Origin of the sequence: Paenibacillus taichungensis, assembly GCF_013359905.1 — a bacterium.
Lineage (GTDB): Bacteria > Bacillota > Bacilli > Paenibacillales > Paenibacillaceae > Paenibacillus > Paenibacillus taichungensis.
Genome location: NZ_JABMCC010000118.1, coordinates 821,400 through 845,683 on the forward strand (window position 1 = coordinate 821,400; position 24,284 = coordinate 845,683).

Genomic DNA, 24,284 nt, shown 5'->3' on the forward strand with positions numbered 1-24,284 from the left:
CCCAATAAATTGATGGATTAATTAAAGATCGTACATTCATTCCATAACAAAAAAGACACCCCCACATGGGGAGTATCTTCATTCAGCCGGAGCCCCGGCTTACTTTTTCATGTAGATTGAGCGCAGCTCCGTAGGAGAAACGCCAGCATATTTCTTAAACTGTCTGTAAAAGTATGTGGAGTCCCAATAACCCACCTCGCCCGCTATTTCTGCCGTCTTTTTGTCCGAATATAACAGCAAATGAGTGGCACGCTCGATTCGGTACTGGTTCACATAATCAGAAAAGGTGGTACCGACCTCTTGCTGGAACAATTGGCCGAGGTAGTTAGGATGAAGCTCCAGCCTCTGACTGAGCGTCTTAAGTGACAGCTCATCCTGATAGTGATTTTTCACCACCTCCAGCACAGACATGATATGCGGACTGTACGTTTTCTCGGCGGTATGATATGTATCCAGCGTGCGATGAACAACCTTTCTGACCAATTGTTTCAGTTTGCTGAGCGTATGAATTCTGGACAGGGGCCCGAAGATGTCCCCATAGTCAGGCGTTTTCTCCAGTTCCTTGGCGGCCAGCATAAGCTGGATTGCAGAATTGAAGAACGGTGTTCTCGGGAGGCAGGGTTCCTTACCCTCAGCAATGAAGAATTCGTCGATGAACCGGTCCACCTCAGTACCTTCACCATCCCGCAGCAGCTTGTGAAACTGCTCCATCGCAGGCCCTGGCTTCTCTTGATACTCATTGGCAGCTTCTTCGTTCTCCACTTGCATGATGAAGGTATTACAATCCATAAACAAATGATTCTGAAGCCATAGCTTTACGGACTTGCAGCTCTTCGGAAAACCCAGATAGGTCGACTCGGATTGACCGATGATCCCCCATACACGTGCACCTGTATCCTCGGCGACCGCCTGCTTCATCCTGTTAAGTGCCTGAAGCTGCCACTCAGCACTGCCTTCCGTACCGGCTGAAACGAACAGCAGCATGATGTCTCCCTCCTGATCGGGAAAGCAGATAACACCGCAACCATCCGGGAGGCCTTTGTTCCCGACCTGCTCACATTGCTCAGCAATTCCCGGCAGATATATCTGGGGATCATCCCCCTTGTCATCGCCTACAATCCGCAGAGAAGCCGCACAATATGTGGACTTGTTCATGGGAATCTCAAGCATCTGCGCACGCTCACGGAATTCTTTGGCGTCAATGGTCTCGTTCGCCCACCGCTGCAAAATATTGTTGCGCAGAATCCTCCAGCTCTGATCCATTTGAATCTGGCGCATCTCTTCGTGCTCCCAATCCCGCTGCATATGCTTGATGGTCGCTTCCAGTTCATCCATATTGACTGGCTTGAGCAGGTAATTTTCGACCCCCAGCGAGATGCCCTCCCGCACATATTTGAATTCTTCGTAACCGCTCAAAATAATGAATTTGGTATATGGATTGCGCGCTTTAGTCTCCCGGATCAGTTCAAGTCCGGTCATTTGCGGCATCATGATATCCGTAATAATCAGATCGACAGGAACCTCGTCCATCATTGCTAGCGCTTCCAACCCATTGCATGCCGTTCCGGCAATCTGCATGTTATTCTGATCCCAATCAATGATGGCTTGCATTCCTTTCACAATAAGCGGCTCATCATCGACCAACATTACACTTCTCATCCCGTTTCCTCCCTTGTAACTGGAATGCTGATGGTCACCTCACATCCTTCGCCCTCCATACTGTTCAGGTGCAGTCCATAATCACTGCCATAATTCAGACGTATGCGGTCGTGCACGTTCTTAAGACCCAAAGATCGGTCAGATGTCTCAGCAGCTTCATCACCCTTATGCAACCCATGCTGCAGTTCAAGCAATCTCTCTGCGGACATCCCCTTTCCGTTATCCTTCACACGGATGTGAATCACGCCGTTCTCTTCTTCGGCTGTGATGGAGATCCGGTTATCATCATCATTTGTACGAAAACCATGCACTATATAATTCTCAATAATCGGCTGGACCAGCAACTTGACGACCATGCTTCCCGCCGCTGCATTCTCGATATGGGTCTCCACGTGCAGCTTGTCCTCATACCGATATTGGACCAAAGCCAGGTACATGCCGCACAGCTCTATTTCCTCCGCCAAGGTGACATGGGTCTGCTTTTTGATCAAATGACGGAACATCGTGGCGAGAATATAAATCATCTGCCCAACATCCCTGGCTCCCAAACTGATGGCTTTCATGCGGATGCTTTCGAGCGTATTGTACAAAAAATGGGGATTGATCTGGGCTTGCAAAGCGACAAGCTGCGCGTTCTTTTGCTTGATCTCTGACACATATACCGTTTCTATGTAAGACTCCAGCCGATCACACATATGATTAAATCTCTGCGAAATCTGCTGCAGCTCATCTTCCCCCTCCATCTCGATACGTTTACTCAGATCACCCTCCTGCCAGCGACGCATGTAAAGCACGAGTCTGTGAATTTTTTTGGAATAACGACGGATGATGGTGAACGTCACCGCGATGCTAATCATGATGCACAGAATCACAATCCCAATGAGGCTGAAACGAATCGCCTGAAGGCTCTGTTTGATTTGCGACTCCGGAATAATAGAAGCCACGACCATGCCCGTATTCCCGATATTCAGCAGCTGCACCTTGGAACGCTCCTCCAGATCCACCCAATCCTCCGGCAAGTTCATCTTCCCCCAGTACGGGTAGACAATGTTGTCATACTTGCCCTGCGAATCGAAAATCACCTCACCTTCCCCGGTCATCAGCATGATCCGACTGTTCTTGCCGCCCGGCCTGTCTCGAAGAAGCCCTTTGATACGGTCTGTATTCAGCTCAAACATAATTGCACCATACTGCTTCAATGTCACGGAGTCTTTGAGCACATTCGCATAGCTGTATGGAGTAGGCTCATCATCCATTTTCCCTTCGAAAAGCGGTTCGCTGCCCATGTACTGCCAAGGTGCACTCCTTAGTTGCTGGAACCAGTCCTGATGCCCTGCAGACAGCTTGGGATGATAGTAAAAGTGCTGGGTCTCCCGATTAAGAACATAGAAGAAATCCTGATCCGTGCTGTATAAGACGACATTTGCAATCGAAGCCTCATCCTTTAACAGCAGACGTAATTGATAATCGAAGTTCCCTCGCTCCGTACGGTAGCTGTAAGCATATTGATTCAGACGCCAATTGAGAAAATCCTCGTATTCATGAGTCAAAAAATACTTCAGATCATCGCCGATCATAGCGTCGGTATAAATCTGCTGCACGGCATTATACAGCCGTTCATACTGCTGATTCAAGTTGATGCTGACAATATCCAGCTCCTGCAAACTCGCATCCATTTGTTCCTGTACCACTCGCTGTTCATAGTAGCGGTAGGCCAATACCGCGATGCTGATGAACAACAGGACCATCACCATGGAATAAAACAGCAAAATTTTGTTGAACATTTTTTTCTTCAAGTAGTTCTTATACATGGTTCGTATCCTGGACATTCGCGCCTGAACACCTCCTCCAGACCCATTTCCAACTCAGTGTATCACCGTTTGGTTAAATTCGACAATCACCAGCGCATAGAACCAGTAATCCATATTACGATTTGTCAAAATTGAATGGAAGCGCTATAATGGGCGCATTCCCCTATAAAAGTTATGTAATACATACTCGCTTTGGATGCTCTCTATATATGAATCACTCCCCGATAAAATGAACTGGGGGTTTTTATGATGTTTCTTACTGAAAACAAACTACAAGCACGTATTCATGAATTATCCGAGCTCCGTTACCGGGATCGTCTGCCTTTAAATCATTTTCTCGCCTGCGAAGACCGCAGGGAAGAGATCAACCCGGTCCTGCCTGGAGACGATAGCCATTGGAAGCCTATGCATACAGGAGAAAGTTGGTCCGGTCGAGATCTCTATTTGTGGCTGCGTACAAAAGTCGAGTTCCCTGCCTCCTGGGAAGATAAACGGATTGTCGGACTGTTTGATTTTGGCGATACCGGGGGTGGTAACAATTCCGGCTTTGAATCACTGTTCTACTGGGATGGCAAGCCATTTCAAGGCGTGGATTCCAACCACAAGGAAGTGTTCTTTCCAGCCTCTGCCGCAGGCAGCACCAACGAGTTGGTCTTCCGCTTATGGTCCGGTCTGGAAGGTGGCGGTCAGCCCCGCAACCAGACGCATACGTTCAGACAAGCAGAACTGTGCTGGCTGGATGAAGCTGTTGATGATCTTGTATTTACAGGGTCAGCAATTCTGGAAACGGTCAACATTCTGGATGCCCATGCACCGGAACGCACAAAGCTGCTTCATGCACTCCAGCAGTCTTTCCGCCTGATCGATTGGTCGCAGCCTAAGTCCGATGTCTTCTATACTTCTGTGCATGACGCAAGGGATGACCTAAGCTCCCGATTGAATGCGATGGACAAGGCCTCTGATGTGACCGTTACTTGTATCGGCCATACTCATATTGACGTTGCCTGGCTGTGGCGGTTGAAGCACACGCGCGAGAAATGCGCCCGCTCCTTCTCTACGGTCATGCGCCTGATGGAGATGTTCCCGGAGTATGTTTTCCTTCAGACACAGCCGCAATTGTACGAATATGTGAAAGAGGACTACCCGGAACTGTACGAATCCATCAAGGAACGTGTCGCTGAAGGTCGCTGGGAAGCGGGCGGCGGCATGTGGCTGGAGGCTGACTGCAACCTGACCTCGGGTGAATCCCTGGTCCGACAATTGCTGATTGGCACTCGTTTTCTCAAAGAAGAATTCGGGACGGATTGCCGATATCTATGGTTGCCCGATGTTTTCGGCTACAGCTGGTCTCTGCCGCAAATTCTGAAAAAATCCGGCATCCATACGTTCATGACAACCAAAATCAGCTGGAACCAATACAACCGCATGCCATTCGATACATTCCACTGGCGCGGAATTGACGGCTCAGAGGTGCTGACCCACTTCATTACTACACCCGAGCCTTGGTCCGAGCCGGGTTCATGGTTCTATACCTATAACGGGAAAATCATTCCGAAGACGGTCAAGGGCATCTGGGATGCCTACCGTGATAAGGAGATGAACCAGGATCTGCTACTGTCGTACGGATACGGAGACGGTGGAGGCGGAGTTAACCGGGAAATGCTGGAGATGAGACGTCGGCTGGATCAACTGCCCGGATTGCCCAAGGTCAAGACAGGACGCGCAGATGATTATTTTGAAAAGTTGCAGGAGACGGTCGAGAAAACCGATTCGTACATCCATACTTGGGATGGCGAACTGTATCTGGAGTATCATCGCGGAACGTATACCAGTCAGGCGTACAACAAACGGATGAACCGCAAGCTTGAGCTGGCTTACCGCGAAGCGGAATGGCTGAATGCATTGCAAAGTATTGTGCATAATGACTGGAATCTGTATCAAGCGAAGTCTCTGACTGCGGGTTGGAAAATCATTTTGCGCAACCAGTTCCATGACATCATTCCCGGTTCCTCCATCACAGAGGTGTATGAGGATAGCCGAATTGAATATGCAGAAGCTGAGCAGATTGGCAGTCACGTGGACACGCAGGCTCGGATGGCTATCGCTTGCAGCGGAGAATCTCCGCATACGTACACCATTTGGAACTCTTCCCCATGGGTCGTTACAGAAATCGTGAGCATTCCTGCGGCATCAGGCGAATTGGAAACGGGAACTTGGCTGAGCGATTCCGGAGAGCTCCTGAACGCTCAATACCAGGATGCACGTTGGTCCGTCGAGGTGAATAATATTCCTTCGCTGGGGTATACCACCATTCACTTCCAGAGCGGTACGGTAAACGATATCCCTGAGCAATCGTCATTCATCCACACAGCCAATGGAATTGAGACACCGTTCTATCTGCTCGAGTGGAATGAGAATGGGCAGTTGACCCGCCTTTACGATAAAGAGTCACATCGTGAGGTCCTTGCCAAAGGCGCTAGAGGCAATGTGCTTCAGGTGTTCGAGGACAAACCACTTGCCCACGAGGCCTGGGATATTGATATCTTCTATCAGGAGGATATGCGAGAGATTACGAAATGCACCAGCATTGAAGTCGTAGAGACGGGACCACTTCAGACCGTGATTCGCTTTGCTTGGGAATACCTTGGCTCCACGATTACGCAGAACATGACTGTATATACCGGGCAGCGACGAATCGATTACACCACTGAGGTGGATTGGCATGAACAGCAGCAACTGCTGAAAGTTGCCTTCCCAGTCGGCATCCGCTCTACGGAAGCCACCTACGATATTCAGTTCGGTAACGTTAAACGGCCGACGCACTGGAACACAAGTTGGGACTGGGCGCGTTTCGAATCCGTTGGCCATCAATGGGCTGATCTGTCCGATAGAGGTTATGGCGTCAGTTTGCTGAATGATTCCAAGTACGGTTATGACATTAAAGACAACGTCATGCGGCTGACCCTGATCAAGAGCGCTACGCACCCTGATCCACATGCCGATCAGGGACTGCACAGCTTCACCTATGCTCTTCTTCCGCATCAGGGAGATTGGCTCGTTGGCGGAACCGTGCAGCAGGCCTGGCTTCTGAATGCTCCAGCTCGATATACACAAGGGGTATCAGAGCAGCCAAGTCGATCCATGCTCACCTTGTCCGGCAGCACAGCCATGATCTCGGCAGTTAAGAAGGCGGAGGATTCCAATCGTGTCATCGTACGCGTTCATGATTATTCCGGCAGCATGAATACGCTTGAACTGACAAGCGATCTACGGATTCACGCGTGGAGAGAATGCAATCTTATGGAAGTACCAGAGGGCGAACTCCTGTATGATACACCGATAACTTTTGCTCTTGAACCTTATGAAATCAAGACGTTTGAGATTGATCTGAGAGTATAATCCTATAACTGCAGCAGCTTAACCAAAGAAACCAGCAAATCCCCAGATGATGGGCGACTTGCTGGTTTCTTCGTGTTGTAGTTATTCGATCCTTATTCAGACAGTAACGGTCCGCAACCAATGCTTCTCAATGACGTATTATAGAACAAAATGGAAAGGATGGCGTTTATATGGGAGAGTCAATCAAAAAAATGAAGTCCCCCACCTTCATTTTCTTTTCATGCGTCCTGGTCCTGTCCGTAATCATCGCAATCCTGTCCAGACCTTATTTCACAGAGCCGATTTTCCATGTTGAGAACAACAAGTACACATTCGATAGTGAACAAGGTAATCTAACGACTTATCGCAGCAGAACGGCAGATCCTATTCAAGTACGCCTTGATCATCAGGAACGGACTGTTTACATCAATCATCAGCAATATCTCATCACGAAAATTGATTCTGCGTTCAGTACAACGTATAAGTTGATATATCCTAACGGGAACAAGTATGAAGTCCAAGATCATTCCGGACAGTTAATAAGTTTTGATGCAAAAGGCAATAGCGTTTCCGAGGTCTTCTTGTACGTTGGCAGTCAAAGAGTACTTCAGGATGGGGAAGAACAATTCTCTCCTGCAACGCTTGTAACAGCCGCCTACCCAGATTATCATTACACTCGTGGTGCTCCAGGTTATCTGTTTCTCGCATTAGCCGCAGTGATATTCGGATGGTGCAGCTTCCGTTATCAAAAATTTCAAGACTTCCTTTTCTACCTCTCGCTTCGTTCGTTCTGGGCGAACGATGCAGAACCTAGCGACTTTGATTACTTTTTGAGCAAAGTATGCGGGATTGTCGTTATGATAGGGGCTTTCTGGATCGCTATTAATGCATTCTGAACTGAAAGCAATTCGATGTACCATAATTGGTTTATTTTACCGTCTCTAATGTATATCGATTGCGTGGAATCTCAAGCCCTAGATTACCGCGCAGTGTCTCATGCTCATACTCGGTACGGAACAGGCCGCGCTCTTGTAAGACAGGTACGACCAGGTCCACGAAGTCAGCGAGTCCGTTCGGCACAACTGTACGAATGTTGAAACCGTCCGCAGCTCCCCCTTCGAACCACTCCTGAATCTGATCAGCGATCTGATCCGGTGTACCGATGAAAGATGTGCGAGGTGTCGATGCAAGCAATGCCACTTGGCGGAGGGTCAGCCCCTGTTCTCGTGCCTGCTGCTTGATCTTGTCCGTTGTACTGCGGAAGCTGTTACTGCCCAAATCACCAATCTCCGGGAAAGGCTCATCCAATGGGAATTGGGCAAAGTCATAATGATCGAAGTAACGTCCCAAATAATTCAGTGCATGGTCAATATCGACCAACTCCGCGATTTCCTGATACTTGCGCTCCGCTTCTTCCTCCGTTCTGCCCACAATGGGACCGATGCCAGGGAAGATCAGGATATCTTCTGCCTTACGACCATAAGCCACCGCTCTTGCCTTCACATCCGAATAGAACTCCTGAGCTTCCTCCAACGTCTCGTGCCCCGTGTATATAGCATCGGCCGATCGGGCCGCCAGATCCTTGCCGGATTCGGAAGAACCTGCCTGGAAAACGACCGGATGTCCTTGCTTCGAGCGCGCCACATTGAGTGGACCTTGGACAGAAAAGTGATCTCCCTTGTGGTTCAGCGTATGCAGTTTGGATGGGTCGAAGAAAACACCGTTCTCTTTATCCCCGATAAACGCGTCATCCTCCCAGGAATCCCACAGGCCTTTGACCACATTCAGATGTTCTTCTGCAATTTCGTAGCGCAGTGCGTGGTTTGGATGTTCACCTTTGCCAAAATTCTGAGCCGAGCCTTCAAGTGGTGAAGTGACAACGTTCCATCCGGCTCTTCCTCCACTGATATGGTCCAGGGAGGCAAATTGTCTTGCCACTGTGAACGGTTCACTATATGAGGTGGACAACGTCGCGACCAGCCCGATGTGTGAAGTTGCTCCCGCAAGAATAGAGAGCAGGGTTAACGGTTCAAAACGATTCAGGAAATGCGGGTTGGATTTCTCGTTAATAAAGAGGCCGTCCGCAATAAAGAGCAGATCGAACTTCCCTTCCTCTGCCTTAATCGCCTGCTTCTTGTAGAAATCCAGATTTACGCTGGCATTGATCGGAATATCCGGGTGTCGCCAAAAAGAGATGCTATTTCCCACTCCATTCAAGTTTGCTCCCAATCTCAATCGTCGTTGTGACATATTAATTCCTCCCTATATTGTTGTCATGACCATTTAATTCAGTCCGAGTACCTTTTTTTCTCTGAGAGTCGTTTCTTCATTTCATCATTTCTTTATGCTGTTTGCGCCTGCTTCTGCTGCTGCCATACCCAATCCCGGTTTATTCGCCTGGTTCCTTTCGCTTACCCGGACTGTCCAAGCTGCTCCCAGAAGGACAATGCCTGTTAGGAGAAAAACAAAAGGAATCCCCGTCCATCCGCCCAGAAAACCGCCAAGTAACGGGCCGAGTACAATACCAAATTGATTCGCAGTCTGACTCAGACTGACAGCCCTTCCTCGGAAATCACGGTCAGCATATTTGATGATTAACGCATTCAAGGCCGGATACACGGCAGCGAAGAACAGACCATAGACAAATCGCAGACTTCCAAAATAAATGAGGTTATTCGCCGTCAGTTGCAGTAAACTGCCAATGCCGCCGCCCAGCAGGCCGATAAACAGGGTTTTCTCATATCCGATCTTCCCGCCAATTCTTCCCCAGCGCGGCCCCATAATTACCGTTGCCACACCGATAGCCGAGAAGACGATTCCTGCACTGAGTGTTGCACTACTGACGTCCCCACCAATCTGGACCACATAAAGCGTCAGCACAGGTTCAATAATGAGCACAGAAGTTGAAACGAGCAAAATTAAACCATAGATCCGCATTAATCCCGGAGTGGAGGCTGCTTTTTTCAGATCACCCAGAATACTTGTGCGAACCACAGTGCGGGGACCGCGGGCTTCTTTTACCCATATCACCATCACAGCCGAGAGCAGCGTAATGATCCCCGATGCGATAAAGCATCCGCGCAGCCCGATCCAATGGCTTAGTACTCCACCCACAAGCGGTCCCAGAATTCCTCCGGCAGCCGTGGATGTGGAGATGACACCAAGCGCATAACCTACATGCTTCTCCGGTGTATTGGTGCCGACCAATGTAATAGATGCAGGATTGAAGCCGGCCATGAGTCCTTGAAATATCCGCACAGCGATAAACGTGTAAGGGTCATAAACGAAATAGTTAGCCAGGTGAGCAATGGCGAGACCAACGCCCGAACGAATCAGCATCAGTTTGCTTCCGTATCTGTCAGCCAGCGAGCCCCAGAAAGGAGCACATAGTCCGCTGATCAGAAAGCTGATCGAGATCGAAATACCGGACCAGACTTCCAATCCGCTCTGAATACCGAGATCATTTTGCAGGAACAGCGGAAAGAACGGCACAGACAAGGTGTAAGCCATATGATTGAAAAATAGGCCAAACCACAGAATATACAGATTTCGCTTCCAATGCGGCATCACGGCATTCTCCATACTATATAATTCCTATATAAAAAGTAGGTTATTATCCATATTAGGATACCGTCACTGGAAAGTATAATAGAAAAGTTCAATAGACCCATTCAAGAATTAAATGAATGGATCTGTTAGATGCTTCTATTTTGACGTAACGATTACTGCACTTGAACGGACATGAATACATCTACCTCATCTTCACTGTCCAAAACAAACCCAAAGCGTTCATACAAACGCCGAGCCGGACTGCCCTGCAATACATTTAAAGTAACACGTTTGCCCCGGACCTCATCCCGTTTCAGCAGCATGTTCAGCACTTGAGTTCCTATTTGCTGACCCTGAAATTCGGGATGGATATAGAAATGTTCCAGTAGCATTTCCTCCGATTTGGGTTTCAGCGCTACACACCCCACCAGTTCACCCTCGACCTCAATAATCCACGTGTGGACAGGGTCAAATGTATTACGGAAACGTTCACGGACCTTCACCTCATCGTACCTTTTCAACCTGTTTAAATCATCATATAGAACGAGGGCTCGCAACTCAGCAAGGTGCTCCTGATCTGCCTGCTTGGATTGACGCATGGTGATTTGGATCATTAAAAAGACTCCTTTTACGCATAAGTTATTCGAATTCATGCTGCCTACGTTGCATCTTCCTCATCCTTTTCTTCCAGACACTTCTGAATGAATTCAAATAACCCCGCAGCTTCAATTGATCGATGTCCCCAATCATGCCAAAAATACAACACCTGTCCTACCGTTCCAGAACCTGATGGGTCTGTGTCCAGACATAGATAATCCCCACCACCATTTTCTGCGATCGGAATCCATTTGCAGTTCCACAGTACTGGCTTAATAGCATCATCCTCAATCTCAGGCTCCATCTCGTCCGGGTCGAATTCTTCCTGCAAAAAGGTCCAGTTCTCCTTCACCTGATCCAAAGGCGACAATGTCAGGTTACGCACAAAGGAATCTACGCCAACATTCCAGGCTTGTCCGTTATGTATACGATACAGAGCCTTCATCTCTTCAGGCAATGTCACCCCAAGTTGATTTTCCACAGATTGAAGTTCTTCGTCTCTCGCACCCGGCTGGAGATTGAGCGCTACCTCAAAATCTGCATTTGCTCCCGTACCTTTTGCAATAATACGCCGCCATAGCAGCTCTGCTTGCTCTATCATTCTCCATTCTCCTTCTTGTGCGCTTTATAGATTGTCTAGTCTAATGATATAGAAAATCTAACTGTACGATATCGGAGATAGGAAATACAAGGGAGTGCATGACAATCGTGTTAATCCCATCATTAATGCCAAATCAAAAAGCATCGCCCAACGGATTAATTCCGTATAGACAGTGCCCATTGTATAGCCTTTTTAGTGCATATCATGTTATTAATATTGTCTATATAGATTTCAATGCATCATTAATCTATGAGGATTTGATAAATTCATCTGGCTAGAGCAGAATCCGTTCACCTTAGTATCCCACATTTTGGTTTATGTACTTAATCTAAAACTCACATTATTTCGTTATTCATTCTCTTGGCTTGTACAATCTCCTTGATGATCTTAGAACGATTCCAGACAACAAACTTGAAGACATGTCCACTGTCTAATGTAATGGTAATTCCGTTAGGGATTAGTCCCCATGTCGCACTTTTCTCAATCTTAGTCATAGCCCAGATCTCGATTTGAACCCATTCCGTCTGAAAATTCAGACCATGAGGAATAAAAACTAATCGTTCATTAGTAAGGAAAAGCTTTCCTCCTACTCCTTCAAAACCTCTTAACCAGTTTGCTTGAATCCTTTCAAAAATGACGTACTCAGTAGGGCCCAATTCTTCCATTTCTATCAGTCTCCTTTTTCAGCCTATAGCTTAAATCTCTATTATTATAGGTCGTTTTGACCGATATAGGAATATTTTGCACATGTTCATTTGTAAAAAAAAGCACTGCCCTACGGAATCACTCCGTCTTGGACAATGCTTAATATATTTTTGCTTTGAAAGGAAACAAGGAAAGCTTCCTCTCGATTCCGGATTACATCTCTTTCAAAATACCTTTAACCAGCCCGATGAAGGTTGTTTTCACTTTTGCGGCGACTTCAATCACTTCATCATGACTTAACGGCTGATCCAGAATGCCGCAAGCCATATTGGTCAGACAGGAAATACCCAGTACTTTCATGCCACCATGAATGGCTACAATCGCTTCAGGTACCGTCGACATACCCACAGCATCCGCGCCCATCGTACGAATCATGCGAATCTCTGCTGGAGTCTCATACGCAGGACCACTCCACCATGCATATACCCCTTGCTGCAAACCAACATTCTGCTCCTCCGCTACCTTCAGGGCGATACTGCGGAGTTCGCGATTATATACCTGTGATACGTCCGGGAAACGCACACCCAGTTCGGCATTATTCGGACCCATCAGCGGATTATTACCTACCAGATTGATATGATCCGTAATCAACATAAGCTGTACAGGTTCGAAGCTGGTATTGATCGCTCCACAAGCATTGGTGATGATCAACTGCTCGACACCCAGTGCTTTCATAATCCGGACTGGGAACGTTACTTCATCCAGCGTAAAACCTTCATAATAATGAAGGCGTCCTTTCATAGCTACGACAGTCTTGCCCATCAATTCTCCGATGACCAATTCGTTAGCATGACCAATCGCCTCGGATTGAGCAAAATAAGGAATGTCCGTATATGGAATGACGGTTGCATTCTCGATCTCGTCCGCGAGCGCTCCCAGCCCTGATCCCAGAATCATGCCCACGACAGGTTTGTTATTAATACGGTTTAATATGTAATCTCTGGCTTCCTGAATATGTGCAGATTGATGCATAGATATATTCCCCCTGAACATCTGAGTTTGGATTAAGTAAGTACTATAAACCAAGTGTAATGAACTTTAGTAATCAAGTAAATGGGAGCCGGATAAAGTGGACTCTGCCTCTCCTCCCGAAAGCAGGTTAAAGTTTGAGCCCGGACTGTAACACGTCGAAATATGGTCTCAAAATCTCATCAAAATCAGGTTCGTCGCCTTAACATTAAATAGATGATGGATTCTTTATTATGCAAAAGAGGAGCGGATGTATTATCCACTCCTCTTTCTTTCTATTTAATCTGCGCTTGCCGTAATGTGTTCCCACTTGTCATATTCCTCAAGCATGCCATTCAGCTGCGTACGCGCCATCACAAGCCCCATGCTTCCGAGAGCCAGTCTTCTTGGAGGATTGTCTGTGCCGGCAATATCAGCAACCGCTGACATAGCTTTTTCAACATCGCCATAAGGCGCGGTCTCAGCAAGATCATTATACCAATCATACAGCGGTTGATAGTCCGGGATATCGCTTGTAATTTCTTGAGTATTTCCTTGGAAACCTGTCTTGAATCCTGCTGGCTCTACAAGGGTAAGGTTTACACCCAAGCCCTTAACCTCAGCGGCCAGACCTTCACTCAGGTTTTCAAGCGCTGCTTTAGAGCTACAGTAGATAGACAGCGTTGGCAAGCTTTGTACGCCGCCCATAGATGAGATATTGATAATGTGACCCGAGCGATGTTCCCGCATCTGTGGAAGAACGGCTTGAATGGTGGTCATTACACCAAACACATTCGTTTCATATTGCTGACGTGCTTGGTCAACGGATACTTCTTCAAAAATACCTGCTTGAGCATATCCGGCATTATTGAGCAGCACATCAATTCGTCCATATTGGCGCGTTACCGCATCCACAACCTCGTGGGTCATTTCCTGATTAGTAATATCCAGGGCCAGCACTTGTACATTACTATATTGGCTAAATTCAGCGGCAGCTTTCGATGTATCCCGCATGGTAGCGACGACATTCCATTCACGCTTCGCAAATTGAAGAACCAATTCTTTACCGAAGCCTGTTGATGTACCTGTAATTAAAATGGTTTTACTCAAGTGTATTCCCTCCAGATCACGAATTGAGCTTGGCTCGTGAGATATCGTAACCCTTAAAGTTCACTTTAAGGCAAGTATTATTTTTCAATGGACTCCCACCAGCTTGAAGTAGGAAATCCACTTGAACCGATAATCACCTTTTCTCCAATTTTTGGCGTAGCTAAAGCTACACCTAGCTTATCCGCAGCTGCTTTCGCGCGCTCAATGGGGTCTGTCCAACTGTGCAATGCCAGGGTGAATGCTCCCCAATGAATAGGAATCATTACTTTACCCTTTACATCCTGATACGCTTGCACGGACTCCTCAGGAACCATATGAATGTTGGCCCATTTCACATCATATTGACCTGTCTCTATGAGGGCAAGATCGAACGGACCGTATTTATCGCCAATCTCCTTAAAGTGAGGACCATAACCACTATCCCCGCTAAAATATACATTCGATTGTTTACCTTGAATAACCCAGGAACTCCATAACGAGGAACCAGAACGGACACCGCGGCCAGAGAAATGTCTTGCGGGCGTGCTAACGAAGGTTAACCCTTGATACGATGCTTCTTCCCACCAGTCCAGCTCTTTAATCTGGCTCGGATCTACACCCCATTTTGTCAAATGTCCAGCGACCCCTAACGGAACGATAAATTGTTTGACCTTTCCTTTTAGCTTACGGATAGACTCATAGTCAAGATGATCATAATGGTCATGCGATATCAAGACGACATCGATGTCAGGCAAATCCTCAATCTGTGCTAGCGGCTTATTGCTATATCTCTTTGGCCCCGCGAAAGCAACGGGAGAGGCGTATTTACTGAATACTGGATCTAGCAGAAGCTTCACTCCACTGACCTTCATCAATAGGGTCGAATGACCAAACCACATGACTTGATCCTCGGTACTGTCTGAGAATGCTTTTGCATCAAAGATTTCCATTGGAAGGGTTACCTTTGGTCGGCCATTTGGGTTTCCTTTTATCGTATCGTATAAGGCCCCAGCGGTATCTTTTAAACTATAATCCATCGATGTCGGTATTTGATTGTGAAACTTCCCATCGATAAAGTTAGCGGATTCATGAATACGCCGCTTACTATCCGCTGAACTTTTCCCTCCAAGAGGCGGGTAATAATTTACGACCAAGAAAATCACTAATACGAGTACGAACAAGATTATTACATATTTCATCCTGTCTCTCCTGCTTTCTCATTCCGATGAAATTTTTTTAACCATGTTAGCATACATCTTAAAGTGCACTTTAAGGCAAGTTTTTGATTACAGAAAAAGCCACCCTATTCTTACACAGAGTGACTTGTCAAAATCTCGACTTATATGGTTGTATCTAATTCTCCAATGTACGTGAGAAAACGTTCCTCAGGATTTCCCTTTTCTATATCGTTATACACTTCAAGCTTCTGGCTAACCGCTTCAAAAGCCTCATTTAGCACTTGTTGCTTCCTCTTGATCTCCGCTTGATGTGATTCTAGTATGGCTCTGCGCTGTCCGATCGTTTCATCTCCCTGCAAGGCAAGGTCAACGATTTTTTTCAAATCCGCTACGCTCATTCCTGTGGCACGAAAACATGTTATTAAGCGAATCCAGTCTATATCTCGTTTTTCAAAAAGGCGGTTGCCGTGAATATCCCTACGAATATCGGGTAAAAGTCCTTCTTTATCGTAAAATCGGATCGTATGAGCAGGGCAATTTAATTTTTCAGATACTTCCTTAATTGTAAACAAATTCACTCTCCCCCCAAGTCCAGTTCATAAGATGTTACAGCTAGCTCTATTATAAGCAAAAAATTGCCTTTAATCGAAGCCAGCCCCTTCATTCCTTATAATAAAGGTACATAAATGCCTCTATTTACACTCGGGAGGTAGTTGGGCGGTGATTGAGCCACCTTTGAGACACCCTTAAACCACCGTGAACCATACTTAAGACACCTTCATCCTCTCGCCTCACTCTTTCTCCCCACACCTTCTCGCCTCTTAGCCTCAATCCTGCTCAACTCTCCCTCTCTCTTTTATCCATTTTATATAGTATCTTTTTTCCCTTTCAGCAATGATCGGAAAGCCAGCTTTAACACCGGCGGAACTGCAAAAAAGATAAACAAGGTTCGGAAGAGCTGATAGCACGTTACAATCGACAGGTCGCCGTTGACTTCCTTAGCGATGAGGGCCATTTGGTCCATACCGCCTGGCGATAGGCTGAGAAATGCAGTGACGATTGTGATGTCATGCATTCGTGTCAGCAGCAAGCTAAGTCCCATGGAGACCCCAATCAGCAGCACGCCACTCAATATTGCGAGCAAAACGATTTTTGCCTTGTTCTTTAGACTCTCCAGATCCAGCAGCAGCCCAATGTAGCCCCCGATCATCAGTTGTGAAAGACTGAGTACGACGGGTGGCAACGCATGACCCTCATACCCGGTCAAATTAAGCAGGATCGTACCAATCATTGGTCCAAGCAGAAAGGCCGTTGGCATCTTGATCTTCTTGGCGATGAACGCACTAAGTACGCATACTGCGGCAAAGACCAAAGTATGCGGAAATAACGCAGCAGATCCGCTCGCAGCAGCAACTACGGCGCTATGGCTGCCACTGACATGAAACAATGGGCTGAAGATCAGCAGCGGCACACAGAAAATAATCATCATCAGGCGGGATACCTGCAAAAAGGTGACGACAGTGATATCAATACCCTTCACTTCTTCGGCCAACGTAATCATCTGGCTGAGTCCTCCGGGAATGCTGCCCATGAGCACCGTTGGGAAAGGAATACCGGATAATTTCGAAATTAAATACGCAATGGCCCCGGCACATAACAACAGCAGAGATGTGAACAGAATCATCGTCGGCAACTGAAGTCCGATCTGCGTTAAGGTCGACAAGGTGAACGAAAGCCCTAGGGTATAGCCGATGATAACCATGCCGGTATCGCGGACTTGTCCAGGCCAGTATAAGGTGATTCCTTTAAACAATCTGGAGCCGATCACGAGGAACACCATGGATCCAAGTAGCCAGGGAATTGGCATATGGATCAGTTGGAAAACAAATCCACCAAGGACAGCAATGGCAAAGGTTATCACAAAACGGACCCACTTACTCTTTTTCCACAACGCAGCCCGGGCTTCGTCGGTACCGTCCATTACAGGTTCTCCGTTATTTTATCTAGGGCCTGTTGAACATCGCCTTTAAAAATGCCTCCATGGTAGCAAACTACAGTCTCTATTGGATAAGCCTTCAGCTTGCGGAGTGATTCCAATGCCAATGTCATATCTGGCGTAACTGTCGGATTAGGACCGATCAACTTACCATCCTCAACATTTAATGCATCACCTGCAATGAGTGTCTTACTAGGCTCATGGTACAAGCTGATATGTCCTGGCGTATGCCCTGGTGTATGGATTACAGTCAGTCCGCCGCCGAAAGGCAGTTTCTCTCCGTCTGCCAGCAACGTGGTCACATTCTTTTCCTTTCCAGAAAAAGTAGCTTCAAATGCAGTAGCAAGATCCTGCGGAAGTGAAGCAATCAGCCCTTCCTTGCGTTCCCCGCTGAATTTAATCATCGGCTTTAGGCCATCGATATAAGGCTGGTCATCCGCATGGGCGTACACCTCTATACCTTCGCCTTTGAACTGCGGCAGGCTGCCTACATGATCGATATCCTGATGGGTAAGAATAATGGAATGAGAGGCCGCAGGGTCAATTCCCGCTTGGATCAAAAGCTCCGTAATTTGGCCGTAAGAACCAGGCATCCCGGTATCCACCAATACATAAGATTGCTCGTCACGGATTGCCACCGGGTTAATAACAAAATCATGCTCGCCCATCTTAAGAGTAAGCACTAGCATTTCAATCTGTTCGTTAATTTTCATATTGTGCCAAAGCGAATGCTCTGGCTCACCTCCCTAGAAATAAATCAAAAAACTCACAAGTTCATTATATGACTTTGTAGTTTTTTCGTCAATTTCCTTTATTGACCACAATAAGAAGACATGTCAGAATGTGAAGGGGTGGTTAAAATGGAACAATTCAAAAGACAACTAATCGTCGATACAGCAATGCGCATTTTTAGAGAAAAAGGATATTTCTCAGCCTCCATGCAGGACATCGCAGAAGCTTGTAGCATGGCCAAGGCGAGCATCTATAAAGTATTTTCCTCTAAGGAAGATCTATTTACCGGGGTATTTGTCGAGGTACACAGAATCCTGTTCGAAGAGGCAAGGGAGCTTGATCGGAGACTTCGACTGGAGGGGCTTCCACCAAAAGAAGTACTGCGCCAAAAGATCGAATTTCAGCTGCAATATATGCTTGAAAATTATTTTTTTACCAGTGAGTTTAAAGAGCTGCCGATCACAAGTAATGAGAACTTTCTAATCGAATGGAGAAAAAAACGTGCCTCTCTGCTAACCTTACATCAGGATTGCTTCTATGAAACATACGGCGAGCCTATTCTCCCATATCTCGGGGATGTTGTCGCTATCTTCCGCGGCATGGTCAAAGAATATCTGTCTCACACTTTTCAAGCGGTGATTGCTGCTCCCATGGCTAATTTGGCTGGATTTATTGTGGATCGGCTGGATGTTGTTATCGGAGATTTGATCGCAAGCAAAGCCCAACCTGTGCTCAAGGCATCAAGTGCCTTTTTCAACGAAATCAATCCACCAGATGACCAGACCCGGCAGGACAATCTAGATGATCTTCTGAAGTTTTTTGCCGATAAAATCCGCGAGCTACCACGGCCAGAGCCCATTCAGAATGAACTGCTTGAGGTTATCGAATGGCTAAAGTTAGAGTTAGGACAACGAAAGCCTAATGGTACTCTTCTACGGGTATATATCAACTTTTTGGATTCAGTTAGTGAGTTAGCACCTTATGTGCGACAGCTTAGTCTCGTACTGAAACGTTCGTCAGTAGAATAAGATTCACTACAAAGAAAAGCAACTGAAATTAATCAGTTGCTTTTCTGCATATAAATATACTTACTCCCTCTTTAACTATTGTCGAGATTAATTCACCACAGCATCACTTCAAGTCCCCACCGGAACCGATCCATGATGACAGCTTACCTTTTTCGATGATCGGTACGGAATTATTGAACGGGATTTGCTTTCCGTTTGCTTTTCATGAAATCCATCCCCATGCTCAGCAACAGCATCAGTGCAGCAAACATCGCGGATTTACCAATGGTTCTTTCAGGAAAGATCATATAGGCAGCTAGAAAATTGCCTGCGAAAACAAACAGGTAATTGCGGATGCCATCCATCTTCTCATCTCATTTCGGAATCAAATTTAGATTTCACTGTAATCTGCTGCTCTACCTTATCATAATTTTCCATATAAATCCATAATACAACTTATCTCTTTCGCTCAATCCCCTCATAGACCGCCTCGCAAAGTTCAGTTGTGAATCTGCCGGACATGCCCTCCAGAGCCGTATTGGTAAAAGCTACAACGCTCAGTTCTTCTGTTGGATCAACAAACCACGAGTGACCATAGGTTCCACCCATGCGCCACGTTCCAGTAGATTCCAGAGTACCCGCCTCAACCGGATCTTTCAGCACCGTGAATCCCAGCCCAAATCCTCTTCCCGGCCAATAAGGCATCTCCAGATCGCCAATCTGATTAGTCGTCATTTCGACGACCAGCTCTTTAGGAAGAAGCGAACCTCCACCTTGACGCAGCGTTTCAAGCAATGCTAGAAAGTCTCCTGCACTTCCTATCATGCCCGCACCACCCGAAAGATAGGCCGATGGATCAAGGTATCTTTCGGGTGCGAGTTGGAAGCCTGCCGTTCCTTCAATAAAAGGTACATGGTCCTCATCGCGCAAGCGACGAGGTTGCCCCGAATTGTTGGAACTGTCCGCATAGGCAGCTGTCATTCTCTCCGAGTCCACAGCGACAAAATCTGTATCCTTCATGCCCAGCGGATGAGTCACGAGCAGTTGTACGGCCTCTCGCAGTGTCAGCCCGGTCACTTTCTCAATAACTGCACCGAGTACATCTGTTGCAATCGAATATCTCCACATCTTCCCGGGCTCATACAGCAGTGGAGCAGAAGCAATCCTCTGCAAATTTTCTTCCAGCGTAATGCCAGCGATATCCATCCCATCTGATACTCCGGCAAGTTCGTAAGTTCCCCCGTTCTCCTGGAAAAAACGATACGTTAACCCCGCTGTATGTGTCATCAGATGATGAACCGTTATGGAGGCCACTTCCCCATTTGGCTGTTCGGGACGGAATTCAGGCAGCCATTTCATAACCGGGTCATCCAGCTTTAATTTACCCTGAGATATCAATACCATGGCGGCGGTGGATACAATCGGTTTGGTTACAGAAGCATACCTGAACAGTGCATTTTCTTGCATGCGTCTGTTCTGTTCTCGATCAGCGAGGCCATCCGCGCTGTTATAGACCATCTCCCCTTTCCACGCAATCTGAACAACGGAACCCACAATTCTTTTTTCTGCCAACGTACGGTGAATCACTTCTTCTACAAATGCAGGATTAAACTTCATATTTCTGTCTCCCATCTTACTCTTCCCCTCCATGTGCCACGTGCTTGATTATTTAAGTAAGTGTGCTTATTATATAAATGATCTCATCCATATTACATAAAACAACCAAGTTATCTGCTTTAATCTGCGATGAATATAAAGGCATTTATAAAACATTTCCTATAATTTAAAAGGAGGCCATCTTATGGACCAAATCGATACTAATATCCTCTTTCATTTGCAAAACCAGGCAAGGCTATCCATGACGGAATTGGGCAAGCTGGTCGGTTTATCTCAACCCGCCGTAACGGAACGCGTGAAGCGTCTAGAAGAAAGCGGTGTAATCGAAGAGTACCGTACTATCATTTCCCCGCAGAAAATAGGGAGGTCGAGTACTTCCTATCTTCTTTTTCGCACACGGGATTGTCATGCCTTTCTTGATTTCTGCCGTTCGTCACCCGAAGTGATCGAATGTCATCGCGTGAGCGGAGAGCATAATTACCTGTTGAAGATCATGACAGATTCGATTGCTGGTCTTGAAGCATTTGGAGACCGATGCGATCAATACGGTACCTACACCACCCTCATCGCGATGTCCTCACCTATTGCAACCAAAAATCTCATCGAAGGAACGAATCCGGTGTAAATGTTTCATCGATCATAGTTCAATAACCTATCTTGGGAAACCATTTTTACTGGCGGACCAGGCGACGAGTAAGGCCATAACGATCAACAGGATCAGGGAAATGGGCAGGAAACGAGCGCCTGTCTGGTCCAGCAGGATAGCTCCGACGATCCCTCCCCCTCCGATCCCCAGGTTCCATGCTGTCACCAGCATGGATTGGGCAACATCGGCACTTTTGCCTCCGGCCTGCGCAATTGCAGTCTGTAATAACGTAGCCGCTCCGCCAAATGTAAGCCCCCAAGCGACTACTCCCAGAATGATCATTATCGGTTGATGGATAAAGATCCCCATCACCAGCGAGGCCAGCGCAAATAGAACAAGGCTAACCAGAATCAATAATCTCATGTAACGGTCAATCAACAGCCCAATAATCCATATACTGATTACCGAAGTCACTCCAAAGATCATAAGAACCAGGTCCACCCTTTCGGACAGCATCGTCTCGCCCAGATAAGGTGAGATGTACGTGTACAGAATGTTATGGGCCAGTACCCAGGTCAGAACAACAAACAATATGGGACGAACCCCCGGTATAACAAAAATCCGATGAAGCGCAAGCTGATCACGTGCAGGCTCTCCCTCATAGTCAGGTACTTTCCAGAGCACCCACAATACAAGCACTACCGTCAATAATGAAACTGTTCCAAAAATAAGACGCCATCCTGCGTAATTGCCCAAAAAGGTACCCAAGGGAACGCCCAATGCAAGCGCGAGTGGTGTGCCTACCATGGCGACAGCCATCGCTTTTCCCTTTAACGAGTCTGAAACCATCCGGCGTGCGTAACCTGCAGTCATCCCCCACAACACTCCAGCAGATACACCCGCCATGAAGCGTGCAGCAAGGGTCAAACCATATACTGAAGATACGGCCGTAATCGTATTGAAAATCAGAAAACCGAAGATGCATAATAGCAGCAGCGGCCTGCGTTTCCATCCACGAGTTGCTGTCGTCAGGGGAATTGCCGCCAGAAGAGACCCCACCGCATACAAAGTGACGAGCTGTCCAGCAAGACTCTCTTTGATATTCAGATCTTGCGCTATTTGCGGCAGCAGCCCCGCCGGCAGGCTTTCTGTAAGAATGCATATAAATCCAGCCATGGCCAAAGCGAGCAGAGCTGACCAGGGTAGGCGTTCTTTTGCAATTGTGTTCGCGTTCACAAAGACTCTCCTTTATCCTTTATTTTTGTATAGTCCAGAAGGGTGTGGCCTACAGAATAAGCTTATAAAATCGGACCAACATTTGGCATACTTAATCAACGGTAGATCGTCCGTTTTAGGAGGATAATCCATTTAATTTCGGTGTTTCACTTCGAATTTCAATGTAAACGCTATTAAACAGTTATTATCGCGTACTGAATCATAAAGTGAATTGGAGGACATCGAAGATGACGAAGAGATTGAACGCGTTCCTGTACGGCTCTTGCCGGAGTCCGCAGTGTCATCCCTTCCGATGAAGTAGTCCAGGTCATGCTGGAATTTGGATCAGCCATGTCGAAAGCCTTACGAGAAACAGTAGGCGGCGGCCTTCCCCAGACCCCGACGGGACGCAAGATCACTAGAGATTTGCAGCATAAATAAAAAAATAGGCATGTCGTTTACATGAAGGGGGAAGGCCCTCAACGTAAATGCATGCCTGTTTATGTTCATGATTTCTCATTTTAATATATAGTCCCCGAGATAGGTTTCCATCAGTTCATTAGAGAGCTGAATGGCTTCGGAACGATTCGTTGCGGGCATCGAGAGCATGAGCCCGTCTTCGGAGCTCCAGCGTTTACTGTTCTGCTCTCCGTTAGAATTCTCCTCCGAAATGGCGATGGTGAGTTGGGTGAATGCACGATCTACGAATAGTGTTCCGTATAGGAAGATACCCGTTTGCCCATTTTCAAAAATGAAGTATTCCATCAATCCGTGTCCTTCATGAAAACGAATTTCGAGATTCTTTTGATCTTCGGGTACAGGGAAAGGCTCACCTTCAATATCAATAGTTCCTCTGAATATGTAGTCACCCGAGGTCGTTAGATAACGCTTGCCATCCATGTTGATATGAACCGTTTGCTCTGGCTCCCTGTTGTCTTCTCCCCCCAGCCGATACTTTACACCTACACCATCAAGATGGATCGTTCTGGGCAGAAACAGAAGAACCACACTGATCACAATCATCAATACCCAGATGGCAAGCACAATCGAAATGATTTTTTTCCTCATAGTTCATCTCCTCAACTCATCGGTCTACAACTTCTGAAGATATACTGTCTCTTCCTGATCTTCATTCCATTGAATATGGACAGGGATGGGAAAGTCTTCATTCTCCAGATATTTCGGACCCGAGGTGTGCTTAATATCCCGGAAAGGTGTTCCCAGATTTTCTTCCAATCCGCTTGCCGTTAGATCTTTACCGCCAAATTGATAACCAACATCTTTCACCATATTTTCGTCCCCGATATATCGGAGCGTATATTCAACCATACCGGTTTGAAACCTGTTGGTGACCACAACTTTCCAATGCTCGCTTTCCCCATTCAGGGATATTATCTTGTCAGAACATCCTACGAGAATTAACAATAGCGTAACAAAAGCCAAGTACTTAATCTTCATTTTCTCCCTCCTATCAAAGATGGTATATGAATTAATTACAAATTATAACATATAAACTACTCGCATAACGGTTTAAAGCAATCCGCTTAATTTCATTCCGGCACGGAATCAGGCCTATGCTCACAGATGCCTTAAAACGCACAGCTGAAATTGGCACA

General features: G+C 46.7%; 23 protein-coding genes and 1 pseudogene. 5 read left to right on the top strand and 19 right to left on the bottom strand.

What is annotated here, in order from left to right:
- Positions 1–99: 99 nt before the first annotated feature.
- Both HP548_RS26840 and HP548_RS26845 read right to left on the bottom strand, forming a co-directional pair.
- Positions 100–1,659 (bottom strand): response regulator transcription factor, encoded by a 1,560-nt coding sequence (locus tag HP548_RS26840; protein ID WP_175383317.1) that lies wholly within the window; start codon positions 1,657–1,659, stop codon positions 100–102.
- Positions 1,656–3,470 (bottom strand): cache domain-containing sensor histidine kinase, encoded by a 1,815-nt coding sequence (locus tag HP548_RS26845; RefSeq protein WP_246318220.1) that lies wholly within the window; start codon positions 3,468–3,470, stop codon positions 1,656–1,658. The genes HP548_RS26840 and HP548_RS26845 overlap by 4 nt, the downstream gene beginning before the upstream one ends.
- Positions 3,471–3,719: 249 nt before the next feature.
- Between HP548_RS26845 and HP548_RS26850 the strand changes: the two genes are divergently transcribed.
- The gene (locus HP548_RS26850; protein ID WP_175383319.1) at positions 3,720–6,869 is read left to right on the top strand and encodes an alpha-mannosidase; all 3,150 of its coding nucleotides are present in this window, start codon (positions 3,720–3,722) and stop codon (positions 6,867–6,869) included.
- 170 nt (positions 6,870–7,039) lie between these two features.
- The gene (locus HP548_RS26855; protein WP_217504822.1) at positions 7,040–7,744 is read left to right on the top strand and encodes a hypothetical protein; all 705 of its coding nucleotides are present in this window, start codon (positions 7,040–7,042) and stop codon (positions 7,742–7,744) included.
- 31 nt (positions 7,745–7,775) lie between these two features.
- Here HP548_RS26855 and HP548_RS26860 read toward each other — a convergent pair whose 3' ends face one another.
- The 11 genes from HP548_RS26860 to HP548_RS26910 form a co-directional block, all read right to left on the bottom strand.
- The gene (locus tag HP548_RS26860; protein WP_175383321.1) at positions 7,776–9,098 is read right to left on the bottom strand and encodes an LLM class flavin-dependent oxidoreductase; all 1,323 of its coding nucleotides are present in this window, start codon (positions 9,096–9,098) and stop codon (positions 7,776–7,778) included.
- 84 nt (positions 9,099–9,182) lie between these two features.
- Positions 9,183–10,430: an MFS transporter gene (locus tag HP548_RS26865; RefSeq protein ID WP_246318221.1), complete on the bottom strand. Its 1,248-nt coding sequence runs from the start codon at positions 10,428–10,430 to the stop codon at positions 9,183–9,185.
- A 140-nt stretch (positions 10,431–10,570) separates the two neighbouring features.
- Positions 10,571–11,011, bottom strand: a complete 441-nt coding sequence (locus HP548_RS26870) for a GNAT family N-acetyltransferase (protein WP_175383322.1) — start codon at positions 11,009–11,011, stop codon at positions 10,571–10,573.
- A 44-nt stretch (positions 11,012–11,055) separates the two neighbouring features.
- The gene (locus tag HP548_RS26875; protein WP_175383323.1) at positions 11,056–11,595 is read right to left on the bottom strand and encodes an SMI1/KNR4 family protein; all 540 of its coding nucleotides are present in this window, start codon (positions 11,593–11,595) and stop codon (positions 11,056–11,058) included.
- Between the two features lie 335 nt (positions 11,596–11,930).
- Entirely contained in the window at positions 11,931–12,260 is a 330-nt protein-coding gene (locus tag HP548_RS26880; RefSeq protein ID WP_175383324.1) for a GRAM domain-containing protein, read from the bottom strand.
- Between the two features lie 193 nt (positions 12,261–12,453).
- Complete coding sequence (locus HP548_RS26885) at positions 12,454–13,272, bottom strand: purine-nucleoside phosphorylase (protein ID WP_175383325.1); 819 nt, start codon at positions 13,270–13,272, stop codon at positions 12,454–12,456.
- Positions 13,273–13,548: 276 nt separating this feature from the next.
- Complete coding sequence (locus tag HP548_RS26890; RefSeq protein ID WP_064635958.1) at positions 13,549–14,358, bottom strand: SDR family NAD(P)-dependent oxidoreductase; 810 nt, start codon at positions 14,356–14,358, stop codon at positions 13,549–13,551.
- Positions 14,359–14,435: 77 nt separating this feature from the next.
- Positions 14,436–15,536 (bottom strand): MBL fold metallo-hydrolase, encoded by a 1,101-nt coding sequence (locus HP548_RS26895; RefSeq protein WP_175383326.1) that lies wholly within the window; start codon positions 15,534–15,536, stop codon positions 14,436–14,438.
- Positions 15,537–15,676: 140 nt separating this feature from the next.
- Positions 15,677–16,087, bottom strand: a complete 411-nt coding sequence (locus HP548_RS26900; RefSeq protein WP_175383327.1) for a MerR family transcriptional regulator — start codon at positions 16,085–16,087, stop codon at positions 15,677–15,679.
- A 293-nt stretch (positions 16,088–16,380) separates the two neighbouring features.
- On the bottom strand, positions 16,381–17,496 hold the full coding sequence (locus HP548_RS26905; RefSeq protein WP_099856944.1) for an AbrB family transcriptional regulator: 1,116 nt from the start codon (positions 17,494–17,496) through the stop codon (positions 16,381–16,383).
- Positions 17,496–18,224 (bottom strand): MBL fold metallo-hydrolase, encoded by a 729-nt coding sequence (locus HP548_RS26910; protein WP_099856942.1) that lies wholly within the window; start codon positions 18,222–18,224, stop codon positions 17,496–17,498. Before HP548_RS26910 ends, HP548_RS26905 begins: the two co-directional genes overlap by 1 nt.
- A 147-nt stretch (positions 18,225–18,371) precedes the next feature.
- On the opposite strand from HP548_RS26910, the gene HP548_RS26915 reads away from it, so the two are divergent.
- Positions 18,372–19,271 carry a TetR/AcrR family transcriptional regulator gene (locus HP548_RS26915; RefSeq protein ID WP_175383328.1) on the top strand — a complete coding sequence of 300 codons (900 nt, stop codon included), beginning with the start codon at positions 18,372–18,374 and terminating at the stop codon, positions 19,269–19,271.
- A 170-nt stretch (positions 19,272–19,441) separates the two neighbouring features.
- Here the strand turns inward: HP548_RS26915 and HP548_RS26920 are convergent, their stop codons facing one another.
- Complete coding sequence (locus HP548_RS26920) at positions 19,442–19,615, bottom strand: hypothetical protein (RefSeq protein WP_175383329.1); 174 nt, start codon at positions 19,613–19,615, stop codon at positions 19,442–19,444.
- 91 nt (positions 19,616–19,706) lie between these two features.
- Positions 19,707–20,882, bottom strand: a complete 1,176-nt coding sequence (locus HP548_RS26925; protein ID WP_175383330.1) for a serine hydrolase domain-containing protein — start codon at positions 20,880–20,882, stop codon at positions 19,707–19,709.
- Between the two features lie 169 nt (positions 20,883–21,051).
- On the opposite strand from HP548_RS26925, the gene HP548_RS26930 reads away from it, so the two are divergent.
- The gene (locus HP548_RS26930) at positions 21,052–21,492 is read left to right on the top strand and encodes an Lrp/AsnC family transcriptional regulator (protein WP_063565290.1); all 441 of its coding nucleotides are present in this window, start codon (positions 21,052–21,054) and stop codon (positions 21,490–21,492) included.
- 27 nt (positions 21,493–21,519) lie between these two features.
- Here the strand turns inward: HP548_RS26930 and HP548_RS26935 are convergent, their stop codons facing one another.
- Both HP548_RS26935 and HP548_RS33125 read right to left on the bottom strand, forming a co-directional pair.
- Positions 21,520–22,629 (bottom strand): MFS transporter, encoded by a 1,110-nt coding sequence (locus HP548_RS26935; RefSeq protein WP_083678804.1) that lies wholly within the window; start codon positions 22,627–22,629, stop codon positions 21,520–21,522.
- A gap of 233 nt (positions 22,630–22,862) precedes the next feature.
- Positions 22,863–23,021, bottom strand: coding sequence for a hypothetical protein (locus HP548_RS33125; protein WP_217504823.1), 159 nt, complete (start codon positions 23,019–23,021; stop codon positions 22,863–22,865).
- On the opposite strand from HP548_RS33125, the pseudogene HP548_RS33510 reads away from it, so the two are divergent.
- Positions 22,948–23,109 (top strand): annotated as a pseudogene (locus tag HP548_RS33510) (L-serine ammonia-lyase, iron-sulfur-dependent, subunit alpha); the annotation flags it as partial. The gene HP548_RS33125 and the pseudogene HP548_RS33510 sit on opposite strands and share 74 nt — an antisense overlap.
- A gap of 75 nt (positions 23,110–23,184) precedes the next feature.
- Here HP548_RS33510 and HP548_RS26945 read toward each other — a convergent pair.
- Together HP548_RS26945 and HP548_RS26950 are read right to left on the bottom strand one after the other, a co-directional pair.
- The gene (locus tag HP548_RS26945; RefSeq protein WP_175383331.1) at positions 23,185–23,736 is read right to left on the bottom strand and encodes a hypothetical protein; all 552 of its coding nucleotides are present in this window, start codon (positions 23,734–23,736) and stop codon (positions 23,185–23,187) included.
- A 24-nt stretch (positions 23,737–23,760) separates the two neighbouring features.
- A complete protein-coding gene (locus HP548_RS26950) occupies positions 23,761–24,126 on the bottom strand; it encodes a hypothetical protein (RefSeq protein ID WP_175383332.1) in 366 nt (121 codons plus the stop codon).
- Between the last annotated feature and the right edge of the window lie 158 nt (positions 24,127–24,284).